The organism is Eikenella sp. NML99-0057, from assembly GCF_001648535.1.
Taxonomy (GTDB): domain Bacteria; phylum Pseudomonadota; class Gammaproteobacteria; order Burkholderiales; family Neisseriaceae; genus Eikenella; species Eikenella exigua.
Map to the genome: position 1 here is coordinate 68,598 of NZ_LXST01000001.1, position 24,012 is coordinate 92,609.

A 24,012-nucleotide genomic window follows, 5' to 3' on the forward strand; every position below is an offset into this window, starting at 1 on the left:
GCTACACCCAGCCACCCAGGTTTTCCTGTGCAATATCGGCCAGAGCCTCGATGAAGATGGGGTTGTCGTTGAGGCAGGGGATGAAGCGGAAGGTTTGGCCGCCGGCTTCGTGGAATTGTTCGCATCCTTTTATCGCGAGCTCTTCTAGGGATTCCGGGCAGTCGCTCACGAAGCCTGGGCAGAAAATGTCGAGCTCGCGGATGTTGTGTTTGGCAGGCAGTTCGGTGAGCAAATCGGTGGTGGCAGGACCTATCCAGCGGTTGCGGCCAAAGTGGCTTTGGAAGGCGATATACCATTCTTGGGTGGTGAGCTGCAGGGCTTTAGCCAGCATTTCTGCGCTGGCATGGCATTCGGCCTCGTAAGGGTCGCCCTGCTGCACGGCGGCTTTGGGGATGGCATTAAAGCTGAACAGGATGCGTTGGCCGCGGCCGTGCAGCCGCCAGTAAGCGCGGATATGTGCAGCCATGGCTTGGATGTAACTGGGGTGGTTGTAGAAGCGGCTGATGGTGCGCAGACTGATTTGGTTGCGCTGTTGGAGCAATACGCTCAACACCTTATCCAGCGCGGCGCCACTGCTGCTGGCAGCGTATTGCGGATAGAGGGGGATGGCGAGCAAGCGGTCTACCCCTTGGGCTTTCATGACGGCGATAGCATCGGCCACGGCAGGCACGCCGTAGGACATGGCGTGTCCCACCAGCACTTGCGGCAGCTCGGCTTGCAGGGCGGCAGCCTGTTTGGCTGTGAACACAGCCAGCGGAGAGCCTTCTCTTTGCCAGATCTGGCGGTAGCTATGTGCGCTTTTTTTTGCACGGAAGGGCAGGATGATGCCGTGCAGCAGCGGCTGCCACAACAAGCGTGGCAGCTCGACCACGCGCGGGTCGGACAAGAATTCGCGCAAGAAATGGCGCATGGCTTCGGGTGTGGGCGCAGCGGGCGTGCCGAGGTTGACCAGAAGAATGCCAACTCGAGCTTGCTGCCGGCCGCCGTGTGGCGGCTCGGGTTGGAAGTGGGGCATGGGGGCTCCTTGGGTGTTTTTATTGGAGGCTACCTGAAAACATCGGCTCCAATATTTCTATAAGTCATCCTTCCTTGCCAATATTTTACGCGCTCCACTCACATCGGCGGGGGAAACGATGCCCGCGTCTTCCAAAGCCTGCATCAGGTTGGCGGCTCGGTTGTAACCGATGCGCAGTTGGCGTTGCAGCGAGGAGATGGAGGTTTTGCGGCTTTCCAGAATAAAGGCGACGGCTTGGTCGAACATTTCGTCGCCGGCGGCATTGGGGCTGACGGCGTTTACGGTTTCCTGCGCGGCTTCGCCGGAAAGTAGGCCTTCGATGTAGTTGGCGCTTTGCTGGCGTTTGGCGAAGGAGGCCACTTCGTGCACTTCGTGGTCGCTTACAAACGCGCCTTGCAGGCGCACGGGCTCGGCGCTGCCAGGCTGGAGGAATAAAAGGTCGCCGTATTTGAGCAGGTCTTCCGCGCCCATTTGGTCGAGGATGGTGCGGCTGTCGATGCGGCTTTGCACAGTGAAGGCCATACGGGTGGGGATGTTGGCTTTAATCAGGCCGGTTACCACGTCTACGCTGGGTCGCTGGGTAGCCACAATCAGGTGCATACCTGCAGCGCGGGCTTTTTGTGCCAGGCGGGCGATTTGCGTTTCCACCGCCTTTTTCTCGGTCATCATCAAGTCGGCCAGTTCATCAATCACAATCACGATATAGGGCAGTTTTTGCAGCGGCTCGGGCTCGTCGGGATTGGGGCTGAAGGGATTGGGCAGGGGCTTGCCGGAAGCGGCGGCCTCGGCCACTTTTTGGTTGAAGCCGGCCAGGTTGCGCACGCCGGCATGGGCGAGCAGGCGGTAGCGTTTTTCCATTTCGGCCACACACCAATTGAGCGCCTGCCCGGCCTCGCGCATATCGGTTACCACCGGGCAGAGCAGGTGCGGAATGCCTTCATACACGGAAAGTTCCAGCATTTTCGGGTCGATCATGATAAAGCGCACCTCATCCGGCGCGGCCTTATACAGTATCGACATAATCATGGCGTTCACGCCCACTGATTTGCCCGAGCCGGTCATACCGCCCACCAGCAGGTGCGGCATTTTGCCCAAATCGGCCACCACCGGCTGCCCGGCAATATCTTTGCCCAAGGCCACGGTGAGCTTGGACAGTGCGGCGGCAAACACCGGCGAGGACAGGATTTCGCGCAGCAGCACTTCCTGCCGCTTCTCGTTCGGCACTTCGATGCCCATGGTGCTCTTGCCAGAAATGGTTTCCACCACGCGCACCGACTGCATGGAAAGCGAACGCGCCAAATCTTTGGCAAGGTTGGTAATCTGGCTGCCTTTCACACCCTGCGCCGGCTCGATTTCAAAACGCGTGATCACCGGCCCGGCGGTGGCGCTTACCACGGTTACCTGAATGCCGAACTCGGCCAGCTTGGCCTCGATGCGCTCGGCCATGTGCTGCAGGGCTTCGGGATTGATTTCCGGCTTGTGCTCCTGCGGGCGCGTGAGCAAATCCAATTCCGGCAGCAGATATTCGCCGTCTTCAGCCTGCCGTTTGGGGGCGAACAAATCTTTTTGCCGCTCGGGCGCGGGTTTTTCTTTTTCAGGTAGCCCTTGGCTGGCAGGCTGGTTAATCTGCACCGCCACCGGCTTGCGGTTGCTGCTGGCGCCTTCCACCGTTGCCACTTCTTCGGCGGTGATGGTTTTCGCCGCGCGCACCATACGGCGAGCAAACTTCGCATTCGGTATGTCGCGCACAAATTGGTGCGGCTGGCGGATCAGCCGATACCATAGCCATTCCAGCTGCGCCCCCGCTTTTTCCAGCAGCGTGAGCCACGATACTTGCAACAGCAGCGACAGCCCCGCCACAATCAGCACTGCCTGCACCAGCAGGCTACCTGAAACCCCCAGCAGCCGCATAAAGCCGCTGCCGAGCGATTGGCCGATTAAGCCGCCCGCGCCCATCGGCAGGCTGTCATACAATTCTGCCGACCAGGCCGCTGCCTCCAAAAGCGGGCTGCCAAATAGCAACAGCGCCGCTCCACCCAAGCCCATGCCCAAGTGATACGGCTTCTTGTTGCTCTGCTTCACGCTGCGGAAATTGCGGTAGAGCCACACCGCTGCCGCCAGCAGCAGCCACCACACCGACAGCCCGAACAGATAATAGGCCACATCCGCCGTGTATGCGCCCACGAGTCCGGCCAGATTGTGCGGCTCATTATCGGTGGGAATGCTGCGCGACCAAGCCGGGTCGTCCATGGTGAAGCTTGCCAGCGCCAAAGCCAGGCACACAGAAAACAGCAGCACCAACAGCCACAGCATATCCGCCAGCAGCGAAATGGATTGTGACGCCGCCGTAGCCGCCGAAGGCATATGGCTCCGGCGCGCGGATTTGGAAGGGGGATTATGCCGGTTTGGCTTCGGCTTGGCGGGTTTGCGGGAAGGTTTCTTGCTCATATTTCACAACTGCCGGCAGCCTGATAGGGGCTACCTGAAAAACGGTGGATAACTGATTACAGCCTGGGATTACAGCCAGGGATGACGGCCGGGAGCGGCCATACAAAACGCCGCATTATAGCAGTATTGCCCAAGGCTCGGCGCGGCAAGGGCGGGCGGAAAAGGCTACCTGAGAATTTCAGGTAGCCTTTCGGGGTTGACTTGGCGCGGTAGGGTATGTGGCGCAGCCACGCACGCGGATAGGAACTTCAAGCAACGCGTGCGTGCGTTCCGCAACACCCTACCCATGCTGCCACTATGCGTTGCAGTACGGCGGCTCGGAATGGGCGTTATTGTGTCGAATTGTTGGCAGCAATCCGGCTGACTTTGCCGTTGCGCACGAAAATGGTTACGCCTTCGGTTCTTCTTGGCAGATATGTTCCGGCATTGGTCGCCACGGGGCTGAGCTCTCTGACTGCCACTTGACCTAGCGTCGGATTTTTGCTGGTAGTGCTCAAAATATTGAACTGAGATATAGCGAAGGTGCCGGCCGCGTTTACCATGCTGGTCGTTGTTTCATCCGCTTCCCGCGTAGTTACATAATTCAGTTGCAGCGAACCGCCGGCCCGCCTAGAGGAAGTGGGCTGGCCGCACAATTCGATAACTTCATTATGGGTGGTTTGCCCCGGCTTGATGTTTTGACGAACCCAGTTGATGTTGCTGCAACCGTTTGCGGAATTGCTGCCGGGCAGGCCGAGGGTTTCACATCCGGTGAGAGTGAAAGCAGCTATAGATAGATAGATAGATAGATAGGTTTTTTCATGTCCATCATAATTTCCTTAATTTACGAAATATTCGGTGCATTTCGGGCAATTTGCCTGCCTTCATGCCTTAAAACATCGGATACATCGCTCTGAAAATACTGCCTTCACAGCTTGCTGGGAATATAGCTGGTTTAATAATTTTTTGCAAGCAAATCTTTTTAAATTTGAATGCGATACATCAAATATCGGCATCAATCCGCTTCTCATCAGATTATTCCCGCTCTGAAAATTTTCAGGTAGCCTATAATCCGCGCCGTCCTATAAGCAAAGCACACACCATGAGCCACACCGAATCCCAAGCCAACACCTGTTTCCACTGCGGCCTGCCCGTGCCGCGCGGTTTGGATTTGCCGATTGAATTTGAAGGCGTGTGCCATCCGGCTTGCTGTGCGGGCTGCTAGGCGGTGGCGTAGCTGGGCAGCTACTACTCCCGACGCACGGCGGAGGCGGAGTGGGCGGTGCCGCCGCCGGAAGTGCTGGAGCAGCTCAAGCTGTATGAGCTGCCGGATATGCAGGCGGAATTTGTGGAAGAGAAAACAGAAAACGAACGTGAGGCGGTGCTGATGCTGGGCAGGATAACCTGTGCGGCCTGCGTGTGGCTGATTGGGCAGCAGCCTGAGCTCGCTCCTGGTTTCCGCCAACGCCCTGCGCCTGCTGCGGCGGGCGAAATAGGGGAAGGCTACCTGAAAATAGGTATGGCAGGGCGGCTAGGATAGAATGCTGAGTAAATCAGCAGTTCGCTGTTTTACCTGGTTGCTAATTCAGTACGACTAAAAATAAAGGAGAAACGCCATGGACATTAAACGGCTGAAATACTTCTGCACCGTGGTGGAATGCGGCAGCTTCACCAAGGCGGCGGAAATGCTGCATATTTCCCAGCCGCCGTTGAGCAAGCGGGTACAGGAGCTGGAGCAGGAAATCGGTACGCCGCTGCTGTTTCGCGACGGCGGGCGCATTCGGCCCACACCCACCGGTTTTTTCCTTTATGAGCGGGCGCTGGAGATTTTGGTGGGCATTGGCAATATTGAGCGTGATACGCTGATTTTTGCCCAACAGCAGCAGCATGTGTTGCGCATCGGGCTAACCCATCTGTATCAAAAATATTTCACGCCGCTGATTATGGCCATCCATAGCCAATATGCCGATACGGAAATTAATGTGTTGGTATCGGATTCCAGCCATTTAGAAACATTGCTGAATAATCAGCTGATAGATGTTGCGCTTATTCAGCAGCCGAAATGGTTGGAGCGCTACCGCTATGTTGCGCTGCCAGCGGTGCAGATGGCCGCAGTAGTACACCTCAGCCTGCTGCCGGAAGGGGTGCCCGACACGATGACGCTGAAACAGCTAGGCGGGCTGCCGCTGATTCTGTTACGCCGCAGCAGCGGGGTGGGCACGTTTGAGCAGTTGATGGATCAGCTGCACAAGAGCGGCACTACGCCGCAGGTGATTATGCACGTGTCGCAGCCGAGCGTGATTGTGGATTGGATTGAGTCGGGCATTGAGGCGGCGGTGCTGCTACCGGAATCGGAAGTGTGCCCTTCGCAGCTGCGCAACAGCGTGTTGGTGCGGGTGTCGCCCGATCCGCAGGTGTTTTTCCCGGCATTGGTGAAGCTGACGACAACACCGGAAATCCGCGGGCTGGAGGAAGTGATGGCCAACGGCTATCCGTTTGTGGCGCCGAAGTGCCGCTGAGAATTTGCTTAGGAACACTTTCAGGTAGCCTTTCGGTGGGGATATATCCGCTGAAAGGCTACCTGAAAATATTTGGCTGGATGAGGATTGGGTTAGCCGTTTTCTTCATCGCGCCGCCAATGGGTTTTGTGGGCGAAGACGGGGCGGTTGCTGGTGTATTTGATGTATTCAAGCTGGAGCTGCCAGATATCGCTGGGAAAAACTTTGGCGATGGGGTGGGCTTGGGCGTAGAGATCGAGTGCGGCGCGGCGTTCGGCAGGGTGGGCAATGCATTCGGCGCGGGCGGCAAATTGGATGCCGCAGATATCGCGGATGCGTGCGGGCTGGCCGGCGATGGTGCCGGCAATATGTGGGTTGTGCAGCATCAGGCGGCCGTGTTGGGTGTTTTTGCCGGTGAGCACGATGAGACGGGCGGCAGCGGGATCGAATACGTAGAAGCAGCTGGCACTCCACAGCTCGCCTTCGTGGCAGGCGGCCAGGCTGACAACGTGGTGTTCGGTGAGGAAGGCGTGGATATTGGCGGGCAGGGGCGGCATGGTGTTGCTCGATTGGGAGCAGAGCTGGTTGAAAACAAAGCTTCTGCGAAACTAAAAGGTGGTGCCGGTAGGCAGGGAAACAGACGGCACTGGTTACGGTATGGCGAATGGTATCAGGCGGCAGGGCTGCGGTATATGAGGCTACCTGAAAATAATCATGTGTTCGGCCCGCCAACGGAAACGGCGTGGCAGGTTTCAGGTAGCCTGCCGCGCCGTTTTGTTTCGCTAGGAGTTTGACGTTGGATTGCAAAAACCGGGTTCAACTAAGCCCCTTGATGGAGGCGGTTAGTGTGCGGCTATATAGGTTGCCCACAAATAGGAGATGGGCATAATCAGCAGCAGCGAGGGCAGCATATTGGCCACGGGGAAGGATTTCATGCCGGTGATGCGGAAGCCGGTGGCCAGCATGATCAACCCGCCGGCGGCAGCGAAGTCGGCACGCATTTCGGGCGTGGTGAGCGGCACGATGAGGGTGGCGAGGAAGAACAGCGAAAGTTGGATGGCCAGCTGCGGCACGGCAATGGCGGATACGGCGTAGCCCAGTGTGATGGCGAAGATGCCGGCGGTAAAGAAATCCAAAATGGTTTTGATATAGAGGATGGAGGGGTCGCCGGTCATGCCTTCGTGCATGGAGCCGAACACACCGGTGCCGCTGGCGCAGAACAGGACGACGATGGCAACGTATTTGTCGAGGAATTCTTCCTGGCTGATGCCTTCTTTGGGCGGAAAGATTTTGTCGATCAGCCCGCGTGCGCTACCGGCGGCTTTGCCGATGCCTTTTTCCAGGTAGCACAATTCACCAATCACGAGGCCGAGCACGACGGCGCTGCCGTTAACAAAAGGACCGATTGGCATAGTCATGATGTATCTCCTTGGTGGGTTGCAGGCCATTTTTAGGTAAAGCTCTCCCCAGCCTGGCGCCGGCAGGATACCATTGGCTTGCTTGGGAAACGGGAAATGCTGATGGCCTTGCGGGTGGGATTGGGTTTTAGCTGGCCTTCAATATGGTTTGGGCTACCTGAAAGCTTTATTTATCTTCCTTGCCGCCGCTCCAGCGCGGTAAGTGTTTCACCGAAATGCCGAACAAATCCAGCGCACGGCCCACGCTGTGGGTAAGGATGTCGTCCACAGTTTGCGGGCGGTGGTAGAGCGCGGGCACAGGCGGGAAGATGATGCCGCCCATTTCGGTTACGCGGCGCATATTGTCGATATGCGCGAGGTTCATCGGTGTTTCGCGCGCCATCAGCACCAGCCTGCGGCGGTCTTTGAGCACCACGTCGGCTGCACGGGTGAGCAGGTTATCGCTCAGGCCGTGGGCGATGGCGGCCAGGGAACGCATCGAGCAGGGGGCAACGAGCATGCCGAGGGTTTGGAACGAGCCGCTGGAAATGGATGCGCCCAAAGCCTGAATCGGATGGGCTACGTCGGCCATGGCCAACACTTCTTCGCGGCTGTAGGGCGTTTCCAGTGTGCGGGTCATTTCCGCGCCTTTGGAGATAACGAGGTGTACTTCCAAGTCTTCCACGGCTTGCAAAAGCTGCAAGGCTTTATAGCCGTATTGGAAGCCGCTGGCACCGCTGATGCCGAGGATGATGCGTTGTTTGCCCATGATTGCTCCTTGAGTGGATGGTACGGGATGCGCTTTGGTTTTCAGGTAGCCTCTACGGCTTGGCCGTATAAGGCTGAGTGAGGCTACCTGAAACCTTTCTGCCTATGCTTCAAAGTCAGGCAGGAAGCGTTTTACGTCTACTTCCATAAACTTGCAGCGCTGGAAGTGTTCTTTCAGGTGCAGCGGCACGGTGCAATCGAAGATTGTTTTACACGATGTGCCTTCCTGGATTAGGCGGTTGCTGAACACTGGCGATTGTGATGGGTCGAGCGGGTGGCAGCGCACGCCGGGAATGAAGATGGTGTCGTTATCGCCCTGGTAGCGCGTTTGCATAGCCCACAAAACATCGTCGGTATCGAAAATATCCACGTCTTCGTCCACCAGAATCACGTGTTTCAATTCGGGGAAGGCGGAGAAGGCGAGCAGGGCGGCTTGGCGTTGGCGGCCTTCGTCGGCCGGCGTGATTTTCTTAAACTGCATCACAGCCAAAAGTTTCCCGCCACCGGAAGAGTGGGCAAACACGTTTTGCAGGCGGCCGGGCATGGCGCGCTCAACCATATCCAGAATGCTGGCTTCGGTGGGGATACCGGCCATGTTCACATGCTCTTCGCCCGGGCCCATGGTGGTGCGTAGAATCGGGTTTTTGCGGTGGGTAACCGCTTTCACTTTGATTACGGGCAGGGCGGGCTTGGCGTCGCCGGTGTAGCCGGGGAATTCTGGCATGGCCTTGCCGGTGTTGCTGTTTTGATCTTCGCGCACGCGTACATCGGGCAGCAGTTCGCCTTCAATCACCACTTCGGCATGGGCGATGGCGCGTTCGTTGATGGTGAGGCATTTGGCCATTTCCACTCCGTGGCCGCGCAGCGCGCCGGCAATGCTCAGTTCGTCGAAGCCCAGCGGCGTGGTGGGCGGCTCGAAGCAGGCGGCGATTTCAATGGCGGGATCCACGCCGATGCTGATGGAAATCGGCAGCGGTTTGCCGGCGGCTTCGGCTTTTTGGCGGAAGGCGTCGATGTGGCGGCCGGGGGTAAGCCACATGGAAAGCTCGTCTTTGCTCTGCACGCACAGGCGGTGGATGGTGATGTCGGATTTGCCGGTTTCTGGGTCGGAGGCATAGCACAAACCCATCGTGAAATAAGGGCCGGCGTCTTCCACGGTGTTGGTGGGTGCGGGCAGCAGGGTGCGCAGGTCGAAATCGGGATCGCTGGCTAGGTGCACCACTTCCTGACATTGCGGTTGCTGCCCTTCGCCAAGCAGCACCGGCGGAATGGGATTTTGTACGGAGTCTTTGAGCAGGAAGCCCAGGCGTTCGGGAGCACAATTGAGAAACTGGCCAACACGTTTGCGCGAGCCAACCAAGCCGATGGCTACCTGAATGCCGGGATAGCCTTTTACTTTGTTAAACAGCATGGCCGGACCGTTTTTACGGGTGGGGCGCTGACAGGTGCCGCCGGCACCAACGTAGCGGTATACGCCGGAGAGCTCGGCAATCGGATCAACTTCCACATCGGTGGACACCAATTCGCCGGGCAGGGTTTTTAAAAGCTCGAGGGCGGAGCGCAGGTCGTGAACGGGGGATTTTTGCGGGTTCGGCATTTTCTACACCTCTCTGTTGCGTTGGGGGAAAGTTTTGAATGCCGTTGCAGTATAGGTGGCGGGTAGCCAATAGAAAAATACCGTTTTATTTGATGGGGGATACCAAAAAGATATGGGGAGAAAAGGGGGTGGGATACAGGAGTTTCAGACTGCCCGAACTATTTGAGGCTACCTGAAAGCCAAACTGTAACCAAGTTAAAACACTCTCTTTGCTGCAAATGTGAATTTCGGTATATTGCCGCTGTGTTATTTGAAATATTTTCAGGTAGCCTTTGCTGCCGGATTGTGTTCAATCTATTACAAGGAACATCATGAAAAAATACCTGCTCGCCATCCTATTGGCATTGGCTGTCCCGCCACCTTGGCCGCGCCTTATCAGCCGCTGAACCTGCAAAGCTTGGTGAGTGGCAGCCCCGAGCATCCGCCGATTAATGTGAACATGCCTGCCGTGCAGCGTGCGTTCGACAATTTGGCTGCACATGCGGCGGAATATCCGGTGCAGTTCGACAACGATGCCGACCGCCGCCGCGCCATCGCCGATTTGCAGCCTTTGGGCGTGCTGCTCGACAGCTTCGTGCAAAACAACATGCCGCGTGCCGGTGCTGCGCCCAGCCAAGGGTATTTGGCGCTCCTGCAAATGCGCGCCCGCCTCAACTGGATGGGGCACAACCTCGACCAAGCAGGCTATGCCGAACGTGCCGAAGCCGACTACGCCCGCCTGCTTGCCCTCGCTCCTGCCGCCGCCAAACCCGCCGTGCAGGGCGAATTCGGCAACTTCCTCGCTTCCAGCGCCCGCATGGAACGCGCCATCCCCATGCTGCGCGCCGCCTACCAAGCCGGTCATCAAGAAAGCGGCCGGGATTTGGCCACCGCCCTGTTAACGCAAAACAAACGCAGCGAGGCCCTGGCGCTGCTGCGCGAATATGTGCGCAACTTCCCGCAAGACCAAAAAGGCCGAACCATCCTCAATGCAGTGGAACAGGGCAGGGTGGAAACGCACGCGGTTTATCCAAGCCATTTGCAGCGCATGCCTAAGCGGCATCGGCATTAAAATTGCATTGGGATTGCATGCCAAACAGGCTACCTGAGAATCTTCAGGTAGCCTGTTTGCCTGGAAGGGCATAGAATTTTGCCCACCCCAACACCGGAGAATCCTATGCCGCAAAATACCCCGAAAATCTATACCGCCGCCCAAATGCGCGAGCGCGAACAGGCCGCTGTGGAGGCCGGCACCAGCTTTTTGCAGCTGATGGAAAATGCCGGGCAGGCCGCTGCTGCCGATTTGTTGCGCCGGTTGCCCGAGCCCGGCCGCGCCCTCTTGGTGTGCGGCAAAGGCAATAACGGTGGCGATGCGCTGGTGATTGCCCGCGTGTTGCAGCAGCACGGCTGGCAGGCCGATATTGTGCTGCTCTTGGGCGCGATACTGTCGGATTTGGCCGAAACCAACCGCCAACGCCTTCAGGGCTTGGATGGTATCCGCTTCCTGCCGGCTGAGGCATTACCTGCCGAGCTGGAGCAAGGCTACAGCCTGATTATAGACGGCATTTTCGGCACCGGTTTTTCAGGTAGCCTGCCGCCCGAGGCCGCGGAATGTTGCCGCCAGATCAACCGCGCTGTTGGCTACAAAGTGGCGCTCGATATCCCCACCGGCCTCAACGGCGACACAGGAGAAGCCGCCGACGACACCTTCCGCGCCAACCTCACCTACGCCTTCGCCGCGCTCAAACCCGCCCACGCCGGCCCCACCGCGCAGCAGTGGTGCGGCGAGATTGTGTGTTTGGATATCGGGATTGATTAGGGCGAACGGCTGACTATAGCTAAAACACTGCTCTTCCTAGAGCGTTGGCCGCTTTGTCATACATGTGTATTGCCTGCGGCTTGCCGTCTGGTATGAGAAATGTGCTTCAGCTATAGCAAAGGCTATCTGAAAACGGAGTGTGGGTTTCAGGTAGCCTTTGATGTATTGGCGGCAATCTTGTCGGCTTGCGGTTTATTGCGTTCTCCCTATGGCTAGGGTTTTAATTTCTTCCTGCTGTGTTAGCTCGCTTTGCCGTATTACTTGTGCTGTTTGCCGCCCGCCGCTTGGTATGAAGAAATAATGATTTCAGCTATATGAGAAAGGTGTTTCAGCCATAGCTCTCTTCCACGGTGGGAGTGGATGATTTTCAGGTAGCCTGCCGGAATGCAGGCTACCTGAAAAATGGGCGGATGCTTTGCCTGTTTAGGGTTTGTGGTAAATCAGGTGGATGGAGTCGCCTTCTTGTGGCTTCTGGAAGCTGGAGCAGCTTGGCGATGATTTGCCGGGTGTCTTCTTCGTTGTAACTGTGGTTCGACCAGTCGGCAAAAGTGTGGTTGGCAGCTTGGATAAAGCCCTGGTGGATACGGATGTCGGCACGGTATTGCAGGTTTTGCACCAGGGTTTCTGGCCGGATGTTTTCGATATTGCCGTATTGGTCTGGGGGGCAGGGTGAGTTCGTTGTTTTCTTTGTGCAGGGTAACTTGGCCGTTGATGTCTTGCCAGGTGAGGGTGTTGTTGTCTTTCTGCACGGTGCGGCCAGGGAGGTGGAGGTTGGTTTGCACGTTGCCGCCCCAGCTGATGTGGCGGTAGGCGTTGAGGAGGAAGCCTTCGGGGAAATAGGTGTGGAGCTATGGGGAGTCGGATACGATGTGGATTTTGCTGTCGATGCGGTAGTTGGAGAGTGAACGATGGATGGTGTCGCTGCTCCGGATGGTAATTTTATTCCTAGGCTGGCAGGGGTCGAGAACGAGGTTGCCTTACCATTGGGCACTGCCGGATAGGACGCCCAGCTTGGTTTGGGTTTGGAAGTTGGCCAGGTCGGAGAAGCGGTGCATGAGCTTGAGGGAGTAGGCATTGCCTGTTTGCTGTTGGTTAACATAGAGGCTGCCGCCTGCGGTTGCGCCACTGAATACGAGGAGGCCGGCAATGCCGACGATGAGGGCTTTGTTCATGATGGGCTTTCTGGATGGTGGGGGATAGGAAATTTTAGCATGCCTGCGGTTTGCCGCCTGATAGGGGAATCAATAATTGCTTTGGCTCTACTGAGGAAATGGTTGATTTAACTCTAGCCGAAAAATTTCAGGTAGCCTTTCGTGATGAAAAGGCTACCTGAAATTATTTTTGCATGGGCTTATTTAACGATTTTCACCGGGCCGTGGTCATCGCAGTGGTCGCTGTGTTGGTGGTGCAGCCGGCCGTTTACGATGTAGTCGATGTGGTCGCCGTGCGGTACGGCTTCGTGGCCGCAGCCTTCGCCGTGAACATGGCCGTTACAGGTTTGTACGGGGTGGCAGCCGTCGGGATTAGTAGCGTTTACATCGAGGCTGTGTTCATCATAGTGGTTGTTATGTTCGTGGTGCAGGTGGCCGTCGTGGATGTAGTCGATGTGGTCGCCGTGTTTGATGGCGGTGTGGCCGCAGCCTTGGCCGTGAACGTGTTGGTGGTTGGCATGGGTATGACAATTGTTCATTTCCTTTCCTTTCGTAAGAGTGTGTTTTGTAGATGCGGCGATGATAGTGGAAATGGATGCTGATTGCAAGTAATTTGTTGATTTATATAAATTTATAATCCAGTATAACGTAACGGGGTAGGGTATAACATTGGCGAGTGTGGCTGGGTTTGTTTGTGTTGAATCGAAAAAATTTCAGGTAGCCTGCTGGGAAAGGCTACCTGAAAAATATTGTGCGGCTTGCTTAGGCTTTGGCCAAGGCGGCTTTGAGCTGTTTGAGGCTATGCCAGGCTTGGGCTTTGAGCTCGGGCTGGTGCAGGAGGATGGCGGGGTGGGGGACTGTGAAAGCGGGGGTGCGGCCGATGAGTTGTTCGAGCAGCCAGCGGCGGGCGGGGTCGTAGAAGCTGTTGCCGAGCAGGAGGACGGCTTGCGGCTGCACCCAGGCGAATTCTTGGCGGATAAAGGCAGCACAGCGCACTTGTTCTTCGGGAGTGGTTTTGAGGGCGATGCGCGGTGTGCAGCGCAGCCAGGCGGTGCGAAACACTTGTTCGGGCGCCAAGCCGATAGCAGCGAGCATATTGTCAAGCAGCCGGCCGTGCTGGCCGCTGATAAGCTGGCCGGTTTCGTCGTCGCTGGGGGCGGGGTTGAGGCTGATCACCATGAGGCGAGCGGGCATGGCACCGTAGCCGCTGAGGGCTTGTTTGCGCTGGCTGTGTAGGGAGCAGGCGGCACAGGCAGCGGCTTGCCGTTGCAGCTCTTCTATGTTGGCGAAGGTGGCAGGGGGCAGTGCTGCCCAAAGCCGTTGCACGGCGGCGAGGGGGTCGCTTTCGTTTTCGGCTGGCGCGGGGGCGGGCTGGAAAGGCTGGGGGACGGCCATGGCAGCCAACACGTCGGCACGGTGGCCTTGCGGGGGCGACGCGGGACGGGCGGCGGCTTGGTTGGGCGCAAGGGTGTGGCTTGGATGTTGCTGAAGCCCGCCGGCCTCGTTTTGCCGAAGCCCGCTTTGTTCATTTTCAGGTAGCCTGGCTTGGGCTGCGGCGGAGTGGGGCGGGTTGGGTTGAAGCGCGTCGTGTCCGCTTGGGCGGGGTTTGTTATGCTCGTTTTCAGGTAGCCTTTGCGATTCGGGGTGGGCGTTCTCGGCAATGCGGGCGCTGCGTTTGAGCCACATAGGGCCGAGGCCGAGGGATTCGTGCAGGCGGGGATAGCGGCTGCTCAGCATGGTTTCTCCATCAGCAGGGCATCTTCGCGGCTGCCGTCGGGGCGGGGATAGTAGCCGGGGCGGCTGCCGCAGGGGATGAAGCCGTGTTGTTGATACAGGGCAATGGCAGCTTGGTTGCTGTGGCGCACTTCGAGGAAGATGCGGTGGATCTTTTGGGCATTGGCCTGTTTGAATAGGTGGCCGAGCAGCAGGCTGGCCACGCCTTGGCGGCGGTAGGCAGGAGCGGTGTCAATAAGGTGCAGCTCGGCTTCGTCGAGGATGGTTTGCCACACGATAAGCCCGGCCAGCTCGCGGCCTTGTTCGGCCAAGAGCACGGTTTCGTTGGCATGGCTGATGCAGGCGGCGAATTGCTTTTCCGACCAAGGGGAGGGGTTGCATTGCTCATCGAGCGCGGCCAGGGCGGCGCTGTCGTCTGGACGGGCGAGGCGGACGATCATGCTGCTCCTTTACGCGCGGCCTGTTCGGCAGCGGTAAGGGCGACTTTGTTGCGCACATAGAGCAGTTCGGCCTTGGCGGCGGAAACGGCGGGGTAGCGGCCAGAGGCGGCCAGCATCAAGTAGTGCTCGGCGGTGGGCATGTCGGATCGGCCGGGGAAGGGCGGGGGCTCGGGCAGAGCAAAAGCGTTGCCGATGCCGCTGATGCCATCAGGGTTGAGGCTACCTGAAAAGTTTTCAGGTAGCCTGATGTCGGCAGCTTTGCCCACTTGGTAATCGCTCAAGCGTTGAGGGGTTTGGGTGTTGAACCAGGCATAGAACACTTCGCCCATGCGTGCATCGGTGGCAGCCAGTACGGCAGTTTGGCTGGGGCAGAGCGAAGCGACTGCATCGAGGCAGGGTACGGGGATGAGCGGAATGCCAAACGGCGCAGCCAAGCCTTGTGCCACACCGGCGCCGATGCGCAGGCCGGTAAATGCGCCCGGGCCTTGGGCATAGGTGATGGCGGCCAGTTCGCGCACAGCCAGCCCGGCTTCATCCAGCAGGGTGGCAATCTGCGGCAGGATGAGTTCAGACTGCCGGTTGCCGGTCTCCTGATGGAATAGACGGGTATGGCCGTTGTGCCGCAGCGCCAACGACAACCACTGGGTGGAGGTGTCGATGGCGAGCAGCGGCTGTTCGGCAAAAATGGTGTGGCTCATGCTATGCAGCTTCAGTCTGCTGCCACGATTTTGGACAGATTACGTACCAACGCGGAGAGCATAGACAAGTCGGCTGGTTCGTAGTGCTGCATGTCGGCAATCTGGCTGCGGGCTGCGGCAATTTTGGCAGCGGCACGGCTGTTGCTACCGGCCTGCAGGAAGTCGCGCGTGAACGCCAAATAGATATTGGTGGCGTCTTCGTACATGGCCAAACCGGCTTGCGACTGCCATTGGTTGTCGCTCGGCAGTTTGGCGATAGCGCGGTAAATCCAGCTCATGTTCAGTTTTTCAGAGAGCATGAAGTAGGCCTTGGCAACGGTGGCGATGGGCTTGCCGATTTTGGCGGCCAAATCCACTACGGCCAACACATTGGCGGCAAAGGGCAGACGCGCGAGCATGGCCACATCCTGCTGGCTGAGCACATCGTAGCTGCTGAGCCAGGTTTCGCGTTCGGCGACGCTGGGGTGCTCTTCGGCCTGAATGCGCTCCGGCAGTTGTTGCATGAATTCGGTGGTGGGAGCGCGGTAGTGGCTGATGAGGCTGCCGATGTTGTCGAAGGGGCGTTTACTGCGCAGCAGCTGGCCGGCTACATGGCCGATAAGGTCGGCAATGTCGGCGCACAGACGCATTTGTGCTTCGGCAGGCAGGCGGTTGTCGAGAGCCTGCACGGCTTGGAAACGGGCTTCGCCATCGAGCAGGATATCGGCCACCCAGTAGGTACGCACCACATCGGCCACGGAAGCTTGGTTTTCTTCGCTACAACGCTGGATGAAGTGCATACCCATACGGTTGATGACGCGGTTGGCCAGCTGGTTGGCGATGATTTCGCGCCGCAGGTAGTGCTGCTGCATTTCGCTGCCGTATTGCTGATGGAGCGGGGCGGGGAAATAGCGGATAAGCGCGGGCAGGAAGTTGGGATCGTCGGGAAGGTCACTGCCCAAGAGGTTGTCTTGGCAGTGCATTTTGCTGTAGGACAGCAATACCGCAATTTCCGGGTTGCTCAGGCCTTTGCCGGCTTCGGCGCGGCGTTTGATTTCGGCTTCATCCGGCAGGAATTCCACAGCGCGGTCGAGGCCGGCGTTTTCTTCCAGATAACGGATGAGCGCGGCAGCGGTTTTCAGGTAGCCTGCCGGGTTGAGCTGAGCAACGGAGAGGGCTTGGGTTTGCAGATAGTTGTCTTGCAACACCAGTTGCGCCACTTCGCCGGTCATATCACGGAGCAATTCGTCGCGCTCTTCCAGCGTTAGGCGTTCGGCGCGCACGGCTTCGCCGAGCAGGATTTTGATGTTTACTTCGTGGTCGGAGCAGTCTACACCGGCGGAATTATCGATGGCGTCAGTGCAGCATCGGCCGCCGTTTTGCCAGTATTCGATACGGCCTAGCTGGGTGGCACCGAGGTTGCCGCCTTCGCCCAACACTTTGGCGCGCATTTCGCCGCCGTTCACGCGCACCTCGTCGTTGGCCTTGTCGCGCACGTCGGCATGTCTTTCGGAAGTGGCTTTGATGTAGGTGCCGATACCGCCGTTGTAGATCAGTTCCACGTCGGCTTTGAGCAGCTCGCGGATGAGCTCGTTGGGGGTGAGGTTGTCAGCTTCGATACCAAGCCAGGCTTTTACTTCGGGCGTGATGGCAATGGATTTGGCACTGCGTTCATACACGCCGCCACCTTGCGAAATCTGTGCACGGCTATATTTTTCCCAACCACCGCCGCTTTGGAACAGGCGTTTGCGCTCTTCAAAGCTCTTGGCGGCACTGGGGTTCGGATCGATGAAGATGTGGCGGTGGTTGAAGGCGGCTTTGAGCAGGATATGCTCGGACAGCAGCATACCGTTGCCGAATACGTCACCACCCATGTCGCCGATGCCGACTACGGTGAAGTCTTCGTTTTGGATGTCTTTACCCAAATGGCGGAAATGGCGTTTTACCGATTCCCACGCACCGCGTGCGGTGATGCCCATGCCTTTGTGGTCGTAGCCGGCGCTGCCGCCGGAGGCGAAAGCGTCGTCCAGCCAGAAGCCGTGTTCGGCGGAGAGGGCGTTAGCGGTGTCGGAGAAGGAGGCGGTGCCTTTATCGGCAGCCACCACCAGGTAGGGGTCATCGCCGTCGCGGCGGTGCACTTGCGGCGGCGGCTCGATGCCTTCGGTGGTGCGGTTGTCGGTGAGGTCGAGCAGGGCGTTGATGAAGATCTGATAGCAGGCGACACCTTCTTTCAGGTAGCCTTCACGGTCGGTAGCGGCATTGGGCAGTTGTTTGCACACGAAACCGCCTTTGGAGCCGCCGGGCACGATCACGGCGTTTTTCACCATTTGTGCTTTCACCAGGCCCAGTACTTCGGTGCGGAAGTCGTCGAACCGGTCGGACCAGCGCAGGCCGCCGCGAGCCACTTTGCCACCGCGCAGGTGGGTACCTTCTACGCGCGGGCTGTATACCCAAATTTCAAACAGCGGGAGCGGCTTGGGCAGGAAGGGGATGTCTTTGGATTTGATTTTCAGGCTGATTTCGGATTTCAGGCTGCCTTCTTTATCGGTTTGCCAGAAGTTGGTGCGGCACACGGCCAAAATCACGGAGCGGAAGGCATTGATGATGCGCTCTTCGTCCAGTGAGGGCACGTCGGCCAAGAGGCCGGTGAGTTCGCTGTTAATCATCAGTGCACGGTTATCGTCGGCTTCTTCAGGATGCAGACGGGCGGCAAACAGTTCCACCAGTTTGGCGACGATGGCGCCGTGGCGGAGGAGGGTTTGCTCGATGCGCTCTTGGGAGAACGGCAGGGTAGCCTGTTTCAGGTATTTGGCGATGGCGCGCAGCAGCACACTGTTGCGCCAAGTGATGCCGGCGGAGAGCACCAAGGCGTTGAAGCGGTCGTTTTCCACACGGCCTGCCCATACTTCGGCAAACAGCGCGGGCAGTTCGCTTCCCAAGGCATCGCAGCCATCGGCTTGAGCGTGAACAGGCACATTGGGTTTGAGGGAGAAGTGGTTCAGGCCGACGGCACTGTTCTCGGTGTGCAGGGTATAGGGCACAGCGGTATGCACGTCGAACCCCATGTTCCCAATAATGGACAGGGTTTGCGATAGCGGTGGGCTGATTTGCGGGGTGTAGAGGCGCAGCGCGTAGGGCGCGGCTGGATTTTCCTGCTCGGAGAAGACGGTAACCAGCACGCGGTTGTCGTTGAGGAGTTCGGCGTGTTTGAGGTCGGTAATGGCCTGGTCGGGGCTGAAAGCTTCGCGGTAGGCAGCGGAGAAGGCGGTATCGTCTTCGTGGGAGGCAGATGCGGATTTGGCCTTGGCTTTGTGTTTGGCTTCGGGCTGTTTTTTCTGTTCGGCTTTGGGTTGTGGCGCGGCAGCCTGCGGGGCGGCTTCGGCATTGGCTGCCAGGCCGGCAACGTGTTGTTCCAGCTCGCTGCGGGTAAAGGAAGGCAGTTTGCCGGCATTGGTGCGGCACAGGAATTGGACGCAGGCGAGCGGGTTGTCGTCGGTCAGTTGCACGGCGTATTCGCAGCTTTCAGCAGCCAGAGTGGTTTTCAGGTAGCCTGCAATGCGTTGGCATAGTTCGCTGCCAAATTGTTCTTTGGGCAGATAGCACAGTACGGAAACGTAGCGTTTGAATACATCGCTGCGGGCAAACAGGCGCACGCGCGGGCGCTGGCCCAGCGCAAGCAGGCCGGCAGCAGCTTTGGTCAGTTCTTCATTGCTGGATTCAAACAGCTCGTCGCGCGGGTAGGTTTGCAGCAGGTGGCGCAGGTTGTGCTCTTGGTGGCTGCCATCGGCAAAATCAAAGTGGTTCAGCACACGTTTGGCTTTGTCGCGCAGTACGGGGATGTTCCAGATGCTGTCTGTGTAGGCGGTGTCGGTGTAGAGACCGATGAAGCACCATTGGCCGACAACTTGGCCGTTGGCGTTGAGTTTTTGGATGCTGACTTGGTTAAGATAGGCCGGGCGGTGGATACGGCTGCGCTGCTGCGATTTGTTGAGCAGCAGGCGGTTGTGGCGCAGCCATTGTTTTTTGTCGGCATCGGAGAGGGCGGCAAAATTATCGGCAATCAGATTGCTGTTGCCAGCGAGGATGCCTTGCGCAGTGTTGGCTTTGGCCTGCAGGCGCGGGCTGCCGGAATGGTTGACCAAATCGTATTCGCAGAAGCCCATCAGGAGGAAATGGCGGTCGGCCAGCCAGCTGAGGAAGGAAACGATTTCCGCATCTTGGCTGCGGCCTTCGTTCAGAATCATCTGGTTAACCAGCAAAAGCTGGCCGCGCAGTTTGTGTTCGCTTTCCACAATTGTGCCCAATTCGGCTAAGAGGCTGCGGATTTGCTCGGCCAGTTTTTGGTCCTGTGCGGCCTCGCCGCCTTCCAGATATACGGCCACCAAAGTTTCCTGTGCGCTGCTTTCTTTGGCAGCTTCTTCGAGAGTGGCAGCTTTGCCGTCTGCATTGCGTTTTACCTGCCATGCGCTGTGCAACACGGCCAAAGGCATACGCTGCTCGCGGTTGAGCAGCATCAACAGGGAATCGAGCAAGAAGGGGAGATGGTCGGCCACAATTTCTACCAGCGTGTGCTGCACAGTGTCACCAGTGGGCGAAACGCGCACCACGGCTTTGCCGGCGGCACGGGGCTCTTGGGCAAGCTTGCGGTGGGAATCGGCGGCAGATAATAGTTCGGTGTCGCTATAGCTGGCTAGGTCGGCAAAGTCGGCCTGGCGATAATAGCTGGCAAGGAAGGGGAGGAAATCTTCTGCAAAATTCTGTTGGCGGGCACTGTCTTGCAGGCGCAAAACGGGGGTCGGCAGGCTCATGCTGGGGCTCCTCTTGAGCTTCTTGGGTTGGTATGGCGGATTGCAATCTGAGCAACGCAGTTGGTCGCGTTTCTCTTTGCCGGTTTTAACCCATCATAATGAAAATTAAGACGGGCTAATGATACGCGAAATATGCCGTTTGAGGTAGGGTGTGGCGGGGTGGTGGTAGTAGGATGTGGCGGAGAGGTTTCAGGTAGCCTTAGATGTGGGAAAGGCAATAGCCGAAATACTTTGTTTTATAGAGTGTTATAGCGAAAGTGATTATTTTTAGGGGCAAGGTGGTAAGCCCGTAGGGGCGCAATAATCCATCGAGGGAACGTGTCTTGTTGTTTACTGTATAAAGAATGTATTGCGATTGTTGCTTGTAATAAAGAAAAGGCTACCTGAAACACTTTTCAGGCAGCCTTCACTCTTAAATTACAATCGGTCTCAGGAAACCTGCTGCTGATACCACTCGATAAACGCTGCTGGCTCGGTAAAGCCGATGAGCGGGCTACTGCGGCGGCCATCGGGGTGGATAACGAAGATGCCGGGCGGACCGGGCAGACCGTATTCCTGTAATAGCGCGCGATGCTCGGGCGTGTTGTCGGTGAGGTCGATTTTAAATACACGATCGGGCGGCACAGCAGCCTGCACTTCGGGGCGGCTGAAGGTTTTATGTTCCATCTCTTTGCAGCTGGCGCACCAGTCAGCATAAAAATCCAGCACCACCGGCTTACCACTGGCCAAAGCCCTCTGCATGGCACTGTTGAGCTGCTGCGGCGTGGTAAATACTTGGTGTGCGGTTTGCTGCGGCGGGAACACGGTGAGCGCTTGGTGCAGGAAGGTGGGCTGCATGCGCACGCTCTGCACGGCAAAAAACACGCCGATGGTGAGCAAGAGGCTGCCCAGCCCTATAGCCAGTGGCTTGAGTTGCCGCGCACGCAGGTGTTTGCCCAATAGCAGGCCACCGGGAATCACCAGCAGCAGGGAATAGAGCGAAACGGTGAGTGCATAGGGCAGGAAGGGGGCAGCCAGATACACGGCCACGGCCAAAAGGATGATACCGAAGGCGTGTTTGATGCTGTTCATCCACGTACCAGCCTTGGGCAGGATATGCCCGCCGAAAGTACCTACCAACACCAAGGGTACACCAGTGCCCAGTGCCATGCTGTATAAGGCCAGGCCGCCTAGCGCAGCATCGCCGGTTTGGCCGATATAGCCCAAGGCCACGGCCAAGGGTGGCGCCACGCAGGGGCCAACAATTAGTGCTGAGAGCATACCCATCACAAATACGGAAGCCATTTTGCCGCCGGAAAGCTTGCTGCTTTGCTGCTGGAAATAACTCTGGATAAAGGAGGGCAGCTGGATGGTAAATACGTCAAACATGCCCAGCGCCAGCACTACAATCAGCGCGGCAGCGGAAAGCACTACCCATGACTGTTGCAGCCACACGGTGAGCAGCGAGCCGGTGAGTCCGGCCAATACGCCCACAGCGGCATAGGTGAGTGCCAGCCCCTGCACATAAACCGAAGACAAAATCAGCCCACGGCGTTTGCCGGCATTGGCACGGTCTCCCACGATAATGCCCGACACAATGGGCAGCAGGGGATACATGCAGGCGGTAAAGCTCAAGCCAATGCCAAAACTAAAAAAAGCCAGTAGGTTCGCCCCCAATGTATCGCGTGACAGACTGAATGGGCTTTTGCGTTGCTGCGGCACAGGGCTGGCAGCGGGCGTGCCATCCTGCGGTGCAGTAAGGCGGTTGCTGCCGCTGGCAGGCGGGGTGGACGTATCGCCATATACACCCGTACCTTTAATTTCCAGCGTTTTCGTTACTGGCGGATAGCATATGCCCACATCTGCACAGCCTTGGTAGGTGAGCGTGAGGCGGTAAGCGGCGGGTGCAGCGGATTGGAAGGGCAGTTTGACAACAGCTTGGCGGTAATGCACAGTTTGTTTGCCGAAGAACTCATCTTCCTTTTCTTTACCCGGCGAAAATTCAGCTGCGCCCAGCAGGCCGGAAGGCTCGGTTTCCACACGAATTTTCTCTTGATAGAGATAATAGCCATCGGCAATCTGGAACTGCACGGTCACATCTTGCTCACCCACTGCCACCGTGGGGCGGAATGCTTGCTCCGACGGCAGCAGGTTGCTGGCATCCACCGCATGCGCGGCCATACCTGAGCATAACAGCACGGGCAGGATGAAAGATTGAATAAATTTTTTGAACATATAAGGTTACCTGAAAATTAAAAACACAGAAATCTGCGTATATTATAGGAAATAGTATCATGCCAGCTATGGGCTTAATTTAACAAAGCGATTGATGGGATTAACTTTGCCGCCTACAGCCGACCTGCTGAATAGACGGATGGTACACGCTGTTTCTGACAGCCACCGCAAAATAATTGCGCCCGCTGCCACCCTTTTGCTTGAAAAGCCGCCATCCCTCCCCATTTGGCAGATCAAATGCTCTCTATAAAGGAACTCCCATGTCTCATCACCATAACCACCAGCAACACCAAAGCCCAGAAACCGAATTCCCGCAGCAAGAAGCACAGGCTGAAGCTACCAAGGCGCAGGACAACGCTGAAGCCACTGCCGAGCTTACGCCCGAGCAGCTTGCTCAGCGTGTAGCCGAGCTTGAAGCCGAGCTGGCCGACATCAACAAATACCATCAGGCCGAGTTACAAAACCTGGGCCGCCGCCATCAAGAAGAAATTCAGGCCGCTCACAAATTTGCCACTAAGAAATTTGCCGGAGAGCTGTTGAAAGTAAAAGACTATTTGGAGATGGCACTACTTGATCAAAGCGGCAATTTCGACGCGCTGAAAATGGGCGTGGAGATGACCCTTACCGAGCTCAAACATGCCTTCGAGCAGGCTCAGATTAAAGAAATCCTGCCCCAGCCCGGCGACAAGCTCGACCCGCACCGCCACCAGGCCTTCCAAATCGTGGAAAGCGAGCAAGAGCCCAATACCATCGTGAACGTGATGCAGAAAGGCTATACCCTGCACGATCGCGTACTGCGCCCCGCCACGGTATCCGTAGCCAAGGCGCCGGAGGCGGAATAGCTTTCGGGCTGTAAACGGATTTTCAGGTAGCCTTTGTTGTATCCATTTTTAGTTAGCGCTGAACATTGGCCGTTTTGCCGAAACGCCGGATGCCGTTTTCGCACACCCACACGTCCATCTGCATATCGTGCTCTTCGGCGGGCAGGATGTCGGTTTCCTGGCAGGCGAAGCCGGCACCGATTTTGTGCGGGCAGAGGCGGTGGCGGGTGGCGGCGAGGGTAACGTCGTAGAAGCCGCCGCCTTGGCCGAGGCGGTAGCCGCGCCGGTCGATGCCGACTAGGGGAATGATGATGCTGTGCAGGTTGTGGATGCGGATTTTGCGGCCGGCAAATTGGGGGATGTTCAGTTTGCCTTGGCGGCGGCGTTCGGGGCGGCCTTGTTGCGGGAAAGGGGTAAACCACAGGCGCTGGCGGCGTGGTTCGATGTAGGGCAGGTAGAGCTCGGTGCCGCGTTGGCGGGCGGCAGCGGCGAGGCTGTCGAGCCGCAGCTCGCTGCCGATGGGCCAATAGATGGCCAGCCGTTTGCCACGTTTCAGGTAGCCTTTGAGCAGGTTGTTGATGCGCTTCTCGGCACGCTGACGTGCGGCAGGCGTCAGGCCTTGCCGTTGGCGGCGGAAGTGGCGGCGGAGGTCGGTTTTGCTTGGCAT

The 24,012-nt window shown here is 57.7% G+C and carries 21 protein-coding genes and 1 pseudogene; 6 read left to right on the top strand and 16 right to left on the bottom strand.

The features are described from left to right. Position 1: 1 nt before the first annotated feature. From hemH to A7Q03_RS10685, 3 genes are all read right to left on the bottom strand, one after another. The gene (gene hemH, locus A7Q03_RS00335; RefSeq protein ID WP_067446277.1) at positions 2-1,015 is read right to left on the bottom strand and encodes a ferrochelatase; all 1,014 of its coding nucleotides are present in this window, start codon (positions 1,013-1,015) and stop codon (positions 2-4) included. A 57-nt stretch (positions 1,016-1,072) separates the two neighbouring features. Then, complete coding sequence (locus A7Q03_RS00340) at positions 1,073-3,463, bottom strand: DNA translocase FtsK (protein ID WP_067446280.1); 2,391 nt, start codon at positions 3,461-3,463, stop codon at positions 1,073-1,075. 329 nt (positions 3,464-3,792) lie between these two features. Beyond that, a complete protein-coding gene (locus tag A7Q03_RS10685) occupies positions 3,793-3,924 on the bottom strand; it encodes a hypothetical protein (RefSeq protein WP_255361174.1) in 132 nt (43 codons plus the stop codon). Positions 3,925-4,544: 620 nt separating this feature from the next. On the opposite strand from A7Q03_RS10685, the pseudogene A7Q03_RS10490 reads away from it, so the two are divergent. Both A7Q03_RS10490 and A7Q03_RS00350 read left to right on the top strand, forming a co-directional pair. Continuing rightward, positions 4,545-4,880 (top strand): annotated as a pseudogene (locus A7Q03_RS10490) (heavy metal translocating P-type ATPase metal-binding domain-containing protein); the annotation flags it as partial. A 178-nt stretch (positions 4,881-5,058) separates the two neighbouring features. Beyond that, positions 5,059-5,961 (top strand): LysR family transcriptional regulator, encoded by a 903-nt coding sequence (locus tag A7Q03_RS00350; protein ID WP_067446286.1) that lies wholly within the window; start codon positions 5,059-5,061, stop codon positions 5,959-5,961. Between the two features lie 92 nt (positions 5,962-6,053). On the opposite strand, the gene A7Q03_RS00355 is transcribed toward A7Q03_RS00350, so the two are convergent. From A7Q03_RS00355 to A7Q03_RS00370, 4 genes are all read right to left on the bottom strand, one after another. Next, on the bottom strand, positions 6,054-6,497 hold the full coding sequence (locus A7Q03_RS00355) for a pyridoxamine 5'-phosphate oxidase family protein (RefSeq protein ID WP_067446289.1): 444 nt from the start codon (positions 6,495-6,497) through the stop codon (positions 6,054-6,056). A 285-nt stretch (positions 6,498-6,782) separates the two neighbouring features. Continuing rightward, positions 6,783-7,358, bottom strand: a complete 576-nt coding sequence (locus A7Q03_RS00360) for a DUF554 domain-containing protein (RefSeq protein ID WP_197474733.1) — start codon at positions 7,356-7,358, stop codon at positions 6,783-6,785. 166 nt (positions 7,359-7,524) lie between these two features. Then, positions 7,525-8,106 carry a UbiX family flavin prenyltransferase gene (locus A7Q03_RS00365; protein ID WP_067446291.1) on the bottom strand — a complete coding sequence of 194 codons (582 nt, stop codon included), beginning with the start codon at positions 8,104-8,106 and terminating at the stop codon, positions 7,525-7,527. A 102-nt stretch (positions 8,107-8,208) separates the two neighbouring features. Next, positions 8,209-9,702: a UbiD family decarboxylase gene (locus tag A7Q03_RS00370; RefSeq protein ID WP_067446293.1), complete on the bottom strand. Its 1,494-nt coding sequence runs from the start codon at positions 9,700-9,702 to the stop codon at positions 8,209-8,211. Between the two features lie 400 nt (positions 9,703-10,102). Between A7Q03_RS00370 and A7Q03_RS00375 the strand changes: the two genes are divergently transcribed. Together A7Q03_RS00375 and A7Q03_RS00380 are read left to right on the top strand one after the other, a co-directional pair. Beyond that, positions 10,103-10,753 (top strand): hypothetical protein, encoded by a 651-nt coding sequence (locus A7Q03_RS00375; RefSeq protein ID WP_197474734.1) that lies wholly within the window; start codon positions 10,103-10,105, stop codon positions 10,751-10,753. A gap of 105 nt (positions 10,754-10,858) precedes the next feature. Continuing rightward, positions 10,859-11,500 carry an NAD(P)H-hydrate epimerase gene (locus tag A7Q03_RS00380; RefSeq protein WP_067446296.1) on the top strand — a complete coding sequence of 214 codons (642 nt, stop codon included), beginning with the start codon at positions 10,859-10,861 and terminating at the stop codon, positions 11,498-11,500. Positions 11,501-11,891: 391 nt separating this feature from the next. Here A7Q03_RS00380 and A7Q03_RS00385 read toward each other — a convergent pair whose 3' ends face one another. Next, positions 11,892-12,116: a hypothetical protein gene (locus A7Q03_RS00385; protein WP_067446299.1), complete on the bottom strand. Its 225-nt coding sequence runs from the start codon at positions 12,114-12,116 to the stop codon at positions 11,892-11,894. Between the two features lie 16 nt (positions 12,117-12,132). Here A7Q03_RS00385 and A7Q03_RS00390 point away from each other — a divergent pair, with 16 nt between their 5' ends. Beyond that, positions 12,133-12,405 carry a hypothetical protein gene (locus A7Q03_RS00390; RefSeq protein WP_067446302.1) on the top strand — a complete coding sequence of 91 codons (273 nt, stop codon included), beginning with the start codon at positions 12,133-12,135 and terminating at the stop codon, positions 12,403-12,405. Between the two features lie 72 nt (positions 12,406-12,477). Here the strand turns inward: A7Q03_RS00390 and A7Q03_RS00395 are convergent, their stop codons facing one another. The 7 genes from A7Q03_RS00395 to dsbD form a co-directional block, all read right to left on the bottom strand. Next, positions 12,478-12,672, bottom strand: coding sequence for a hypothetical protein (locus tag A7Q03_RS00395; RefSeq protein WP_067446305.1), 195 nt, complete (start codon positions 12,670-12,672; stop codon positions 12,478-12,480). Positions 12,673-12,851: 179 nt separating this feature from the next. Next, positions 12,852-13,190 (bottom strand): hypothetical protein, encoded by a 339-nt coding sequence (locus tag A7Q03_RS00400; protein WP_067446308.1) that lies wholly within the window; start codon positions 13,188-13,190, stop codon positions 12,852-12,854. A 223-nt stretch (positions 13,191-13,413) separates the two neighbouring features. After that, positions 13,414-14,388, bottom strand: coding sequence for a uracil-DNA glycosylase (locus A7Q03_RS10325; protein ID WP_067446311.1), 975 nt, complete (start codon positions 14,386-14,388; stop codon positions 13,414-13,416). Further along, complete coding sequence (gene rimI, locus A7Q03_RS00410; protein WP_067446314.1) at positions 14,382-14,825, bottom strand: ribosomal protein S18-alanine N-acetyltransferase; 444 nt, start codon at positions 14,823-14,825, stop codon at positions 14,382-14,384. The genes A7Q03_RS10325 and rimI overlap by 7 nt, the downstream gene beginning before the upstream one ends. Beyond that, entirely contained in the window at positions 14,822-15,523 is a 702-nt protein-coding gene (gene tsaB / locus A7Q03_RS00415; RefSeq protein ID WP_153705690.1) for a tRNA (adenosine(37)-N6)-threonylcarbamoyltransferase complex dimerization subunit type 1 TsaB, read from the bottom strand. Before tsaB ends, rimI begins: the two co-directional genes overlap by 4 nt. Positions 15,524-15,534: 11 nt before the next feature. Next, the gene (locus A7Q03_RS00420; RefSeq protein ID WP_067446317.1) at positions 15,535-20,310 is read right to left on the bottom strand and encodes an NAD-glutamate dehydrogenase; all 4,776 of its coding nucleotides are present in this window, start codon (positions 20,308-20,310) and stop codon (positions 15,535-15,537) included. Between the two features lie 429 nt (positions 20,311-20,739). Continuing rightward, positions 20,740-22,524 carry a protein-disulfide reductase DsbD gene (gene dsbD / locus A7Q03_RS00425; RefSeq protein WP_067446320.1) on the bottom strand — a complete coding sequence of 595 codons (1,785 nt, stop codon included), beginning with the start codon at positions 22,522-22,524 and terminating at the stop codon, positions 20,740-20,742. Positions 22,525-22,784: 260 nt separating this feature from the next. On the opposite strand from dsbD, the gene grpE reads away from it, so the two are divergent. Beyond that, a complete protein-coding gene (gene grpE, locus A7Q03_RS00430; RefSeq protein ID WP_067446323.1) occupies positions 22,785-23,366 on the top strand; it encodes a nucleotide exchange factor GrpE in 582 nt (193 codons plus the stop codon). A 52-nt stretch (positions 23,367-23,418) separates the two neighbouring features. Here the strand turns inward: grpE and A7Q03_RS00435 are convergent, their stop codons facing one another. Continuing rightward, on the bottom strand, positions 23,419-24,012 hold the full coding sequence (locus tag A7Q03_RS00435; protein ID WP_067446326.1) for a 5-formyltetrahydrofolate cyclo-ligase: 594 nt from the start codon (positions 24,010-24,012) through the stop codon (positions 23,419-23,421).

Excerpts from the sequence above, each read along its gene's own strand:
- A7Q03_RS10325 (WP_067446311.1), bottom strand. The coding sequence starts at position 14,388 with ATGCTGAGCAGCCGCTATCCCCGCCTGCACGAATCCCTCGGCCTCGGC.
- A7Q03_RS00360 (WP_197474733.1), bottom strand. The coding sequence starts at position 7,358 with ATGACTATGCCAATCGGTCCTTTTGTTAACGGCAGCGCCGTCGTGCTC.
- A7Q03_RS00355 (WP_067446289.1), bottom strand. The coding sequence starts at position 6,497 with ATGCCGCCCCTGCCCGCCAATATCCACGCCTTCCTCACCGAACACCAC.
- A7Q03_RS00340 (WP_067446280.1), bottom strand. The coding sequence starts at position 3,463 with ATGAGCAAGAAACCTTCCCGCAAACCCGCCAAGCCGAAGCCAAACCGG.
- A7Q03_RS00420 (WP_067446317.1), bottom strand. The coding sequence starts at position 20,310 with ATGAGCCTGCCGACCCCCGTTTTGCGCCTGCAAGACAGTGCCCGCCAA.
- dsbD (WP_067446320.1), bottom strand. The coding sequence starts at position 22,524 with ATGTTCAAAAAATTTATTCAATCTTTCATCCTGCCCGTGCTGTTATGC.
- grpE (WP_067446323.1), top strand. The coding sequence starts at position 22,785 with ATGTCTCATCACCATAACCACCAGCAACACCAAAGCCCAGAAACCGAA.
- A7Q03_RS00370 (WP_067446293.1), bottom strand. The coding sequence starts at position 9,702 with ATGCCGAACCCGCAAAAATCCCCCGTTCACGACCTGCGCTCCGCCCTC.
- A7Q03_RS00400 (WP_067446308.1), bottom strand. The coding sequence starts at position 13,190 with ATGAACAATTGTCATACCCATGCCAACCACCAACACGTTCACGGCCAA.
- rimI (WP_067446314.1), bottom strand. The coding sequence starts at position 14,825 with ATGATCGTCCGCCTCGCCCGTCCAGACGACAGCGCCGCCCTGGCCGCG.
- A7Q03_RS00435 (WP_067446326.1), bottom strand. The coding sequence starts at position 24,012 with ATGCCAAGCAAAACCGACCTCCGCCGCCACTTCCGCCGCCAACGGCAA.
- A7Q03_RS00365 (WP_067446291.1), bottom strand. The coding sequence starts at position 8,106 with ATGGGCAAACAACGCATCATCCTCGGCATCAGCGGTGCCAGCGGCTTC.
- A7Q03_RS00350 (WP_067446286.1), top strand. The coding sequence starts at position 5,059 with ATGGACATTAAACGGCTGAAATACTTCTGCACCGTGGTGGAATGCGGC.
- A7Q03_RS00380 (WP_067446296.1), top strand. The coding sequence starts at position 10,859 with ATGCCGCAAAATACCCCGAAAATCTATACCGCCGCCCAAATGCGCGAG.
- A7Q03_RS00395 (WP_067446305.1), bottom strand. The coding sequence starts at position 12,672 with ATGAACAAAGCCCTCATCGTCGGCATTGCCGGCCTCCTCGTATTCAGT.
- A7Q03_RS00390 (WP_067446302.1), top strand. The coding sequence starts at position 12,133 with ATGTTTTCGATATTGCCGTATTGGTCTGGGGGGCAGGGTGAGTTCGTT.
- tsaB (WP_153705690.1), bottom strand. The coding sequence starts at position 15,523 with ATGAGCCACACCATTTTTGCCGAACAGCCGCTGCTCGCCATCGACACC.
- hemH (WP_067446277.1), bottom strand. The coding sequence starts at position 1,015 with ATGCCCCACTTCCAACCCGAGCCGCCACACGGCGGCCGGCAGCAAGCT.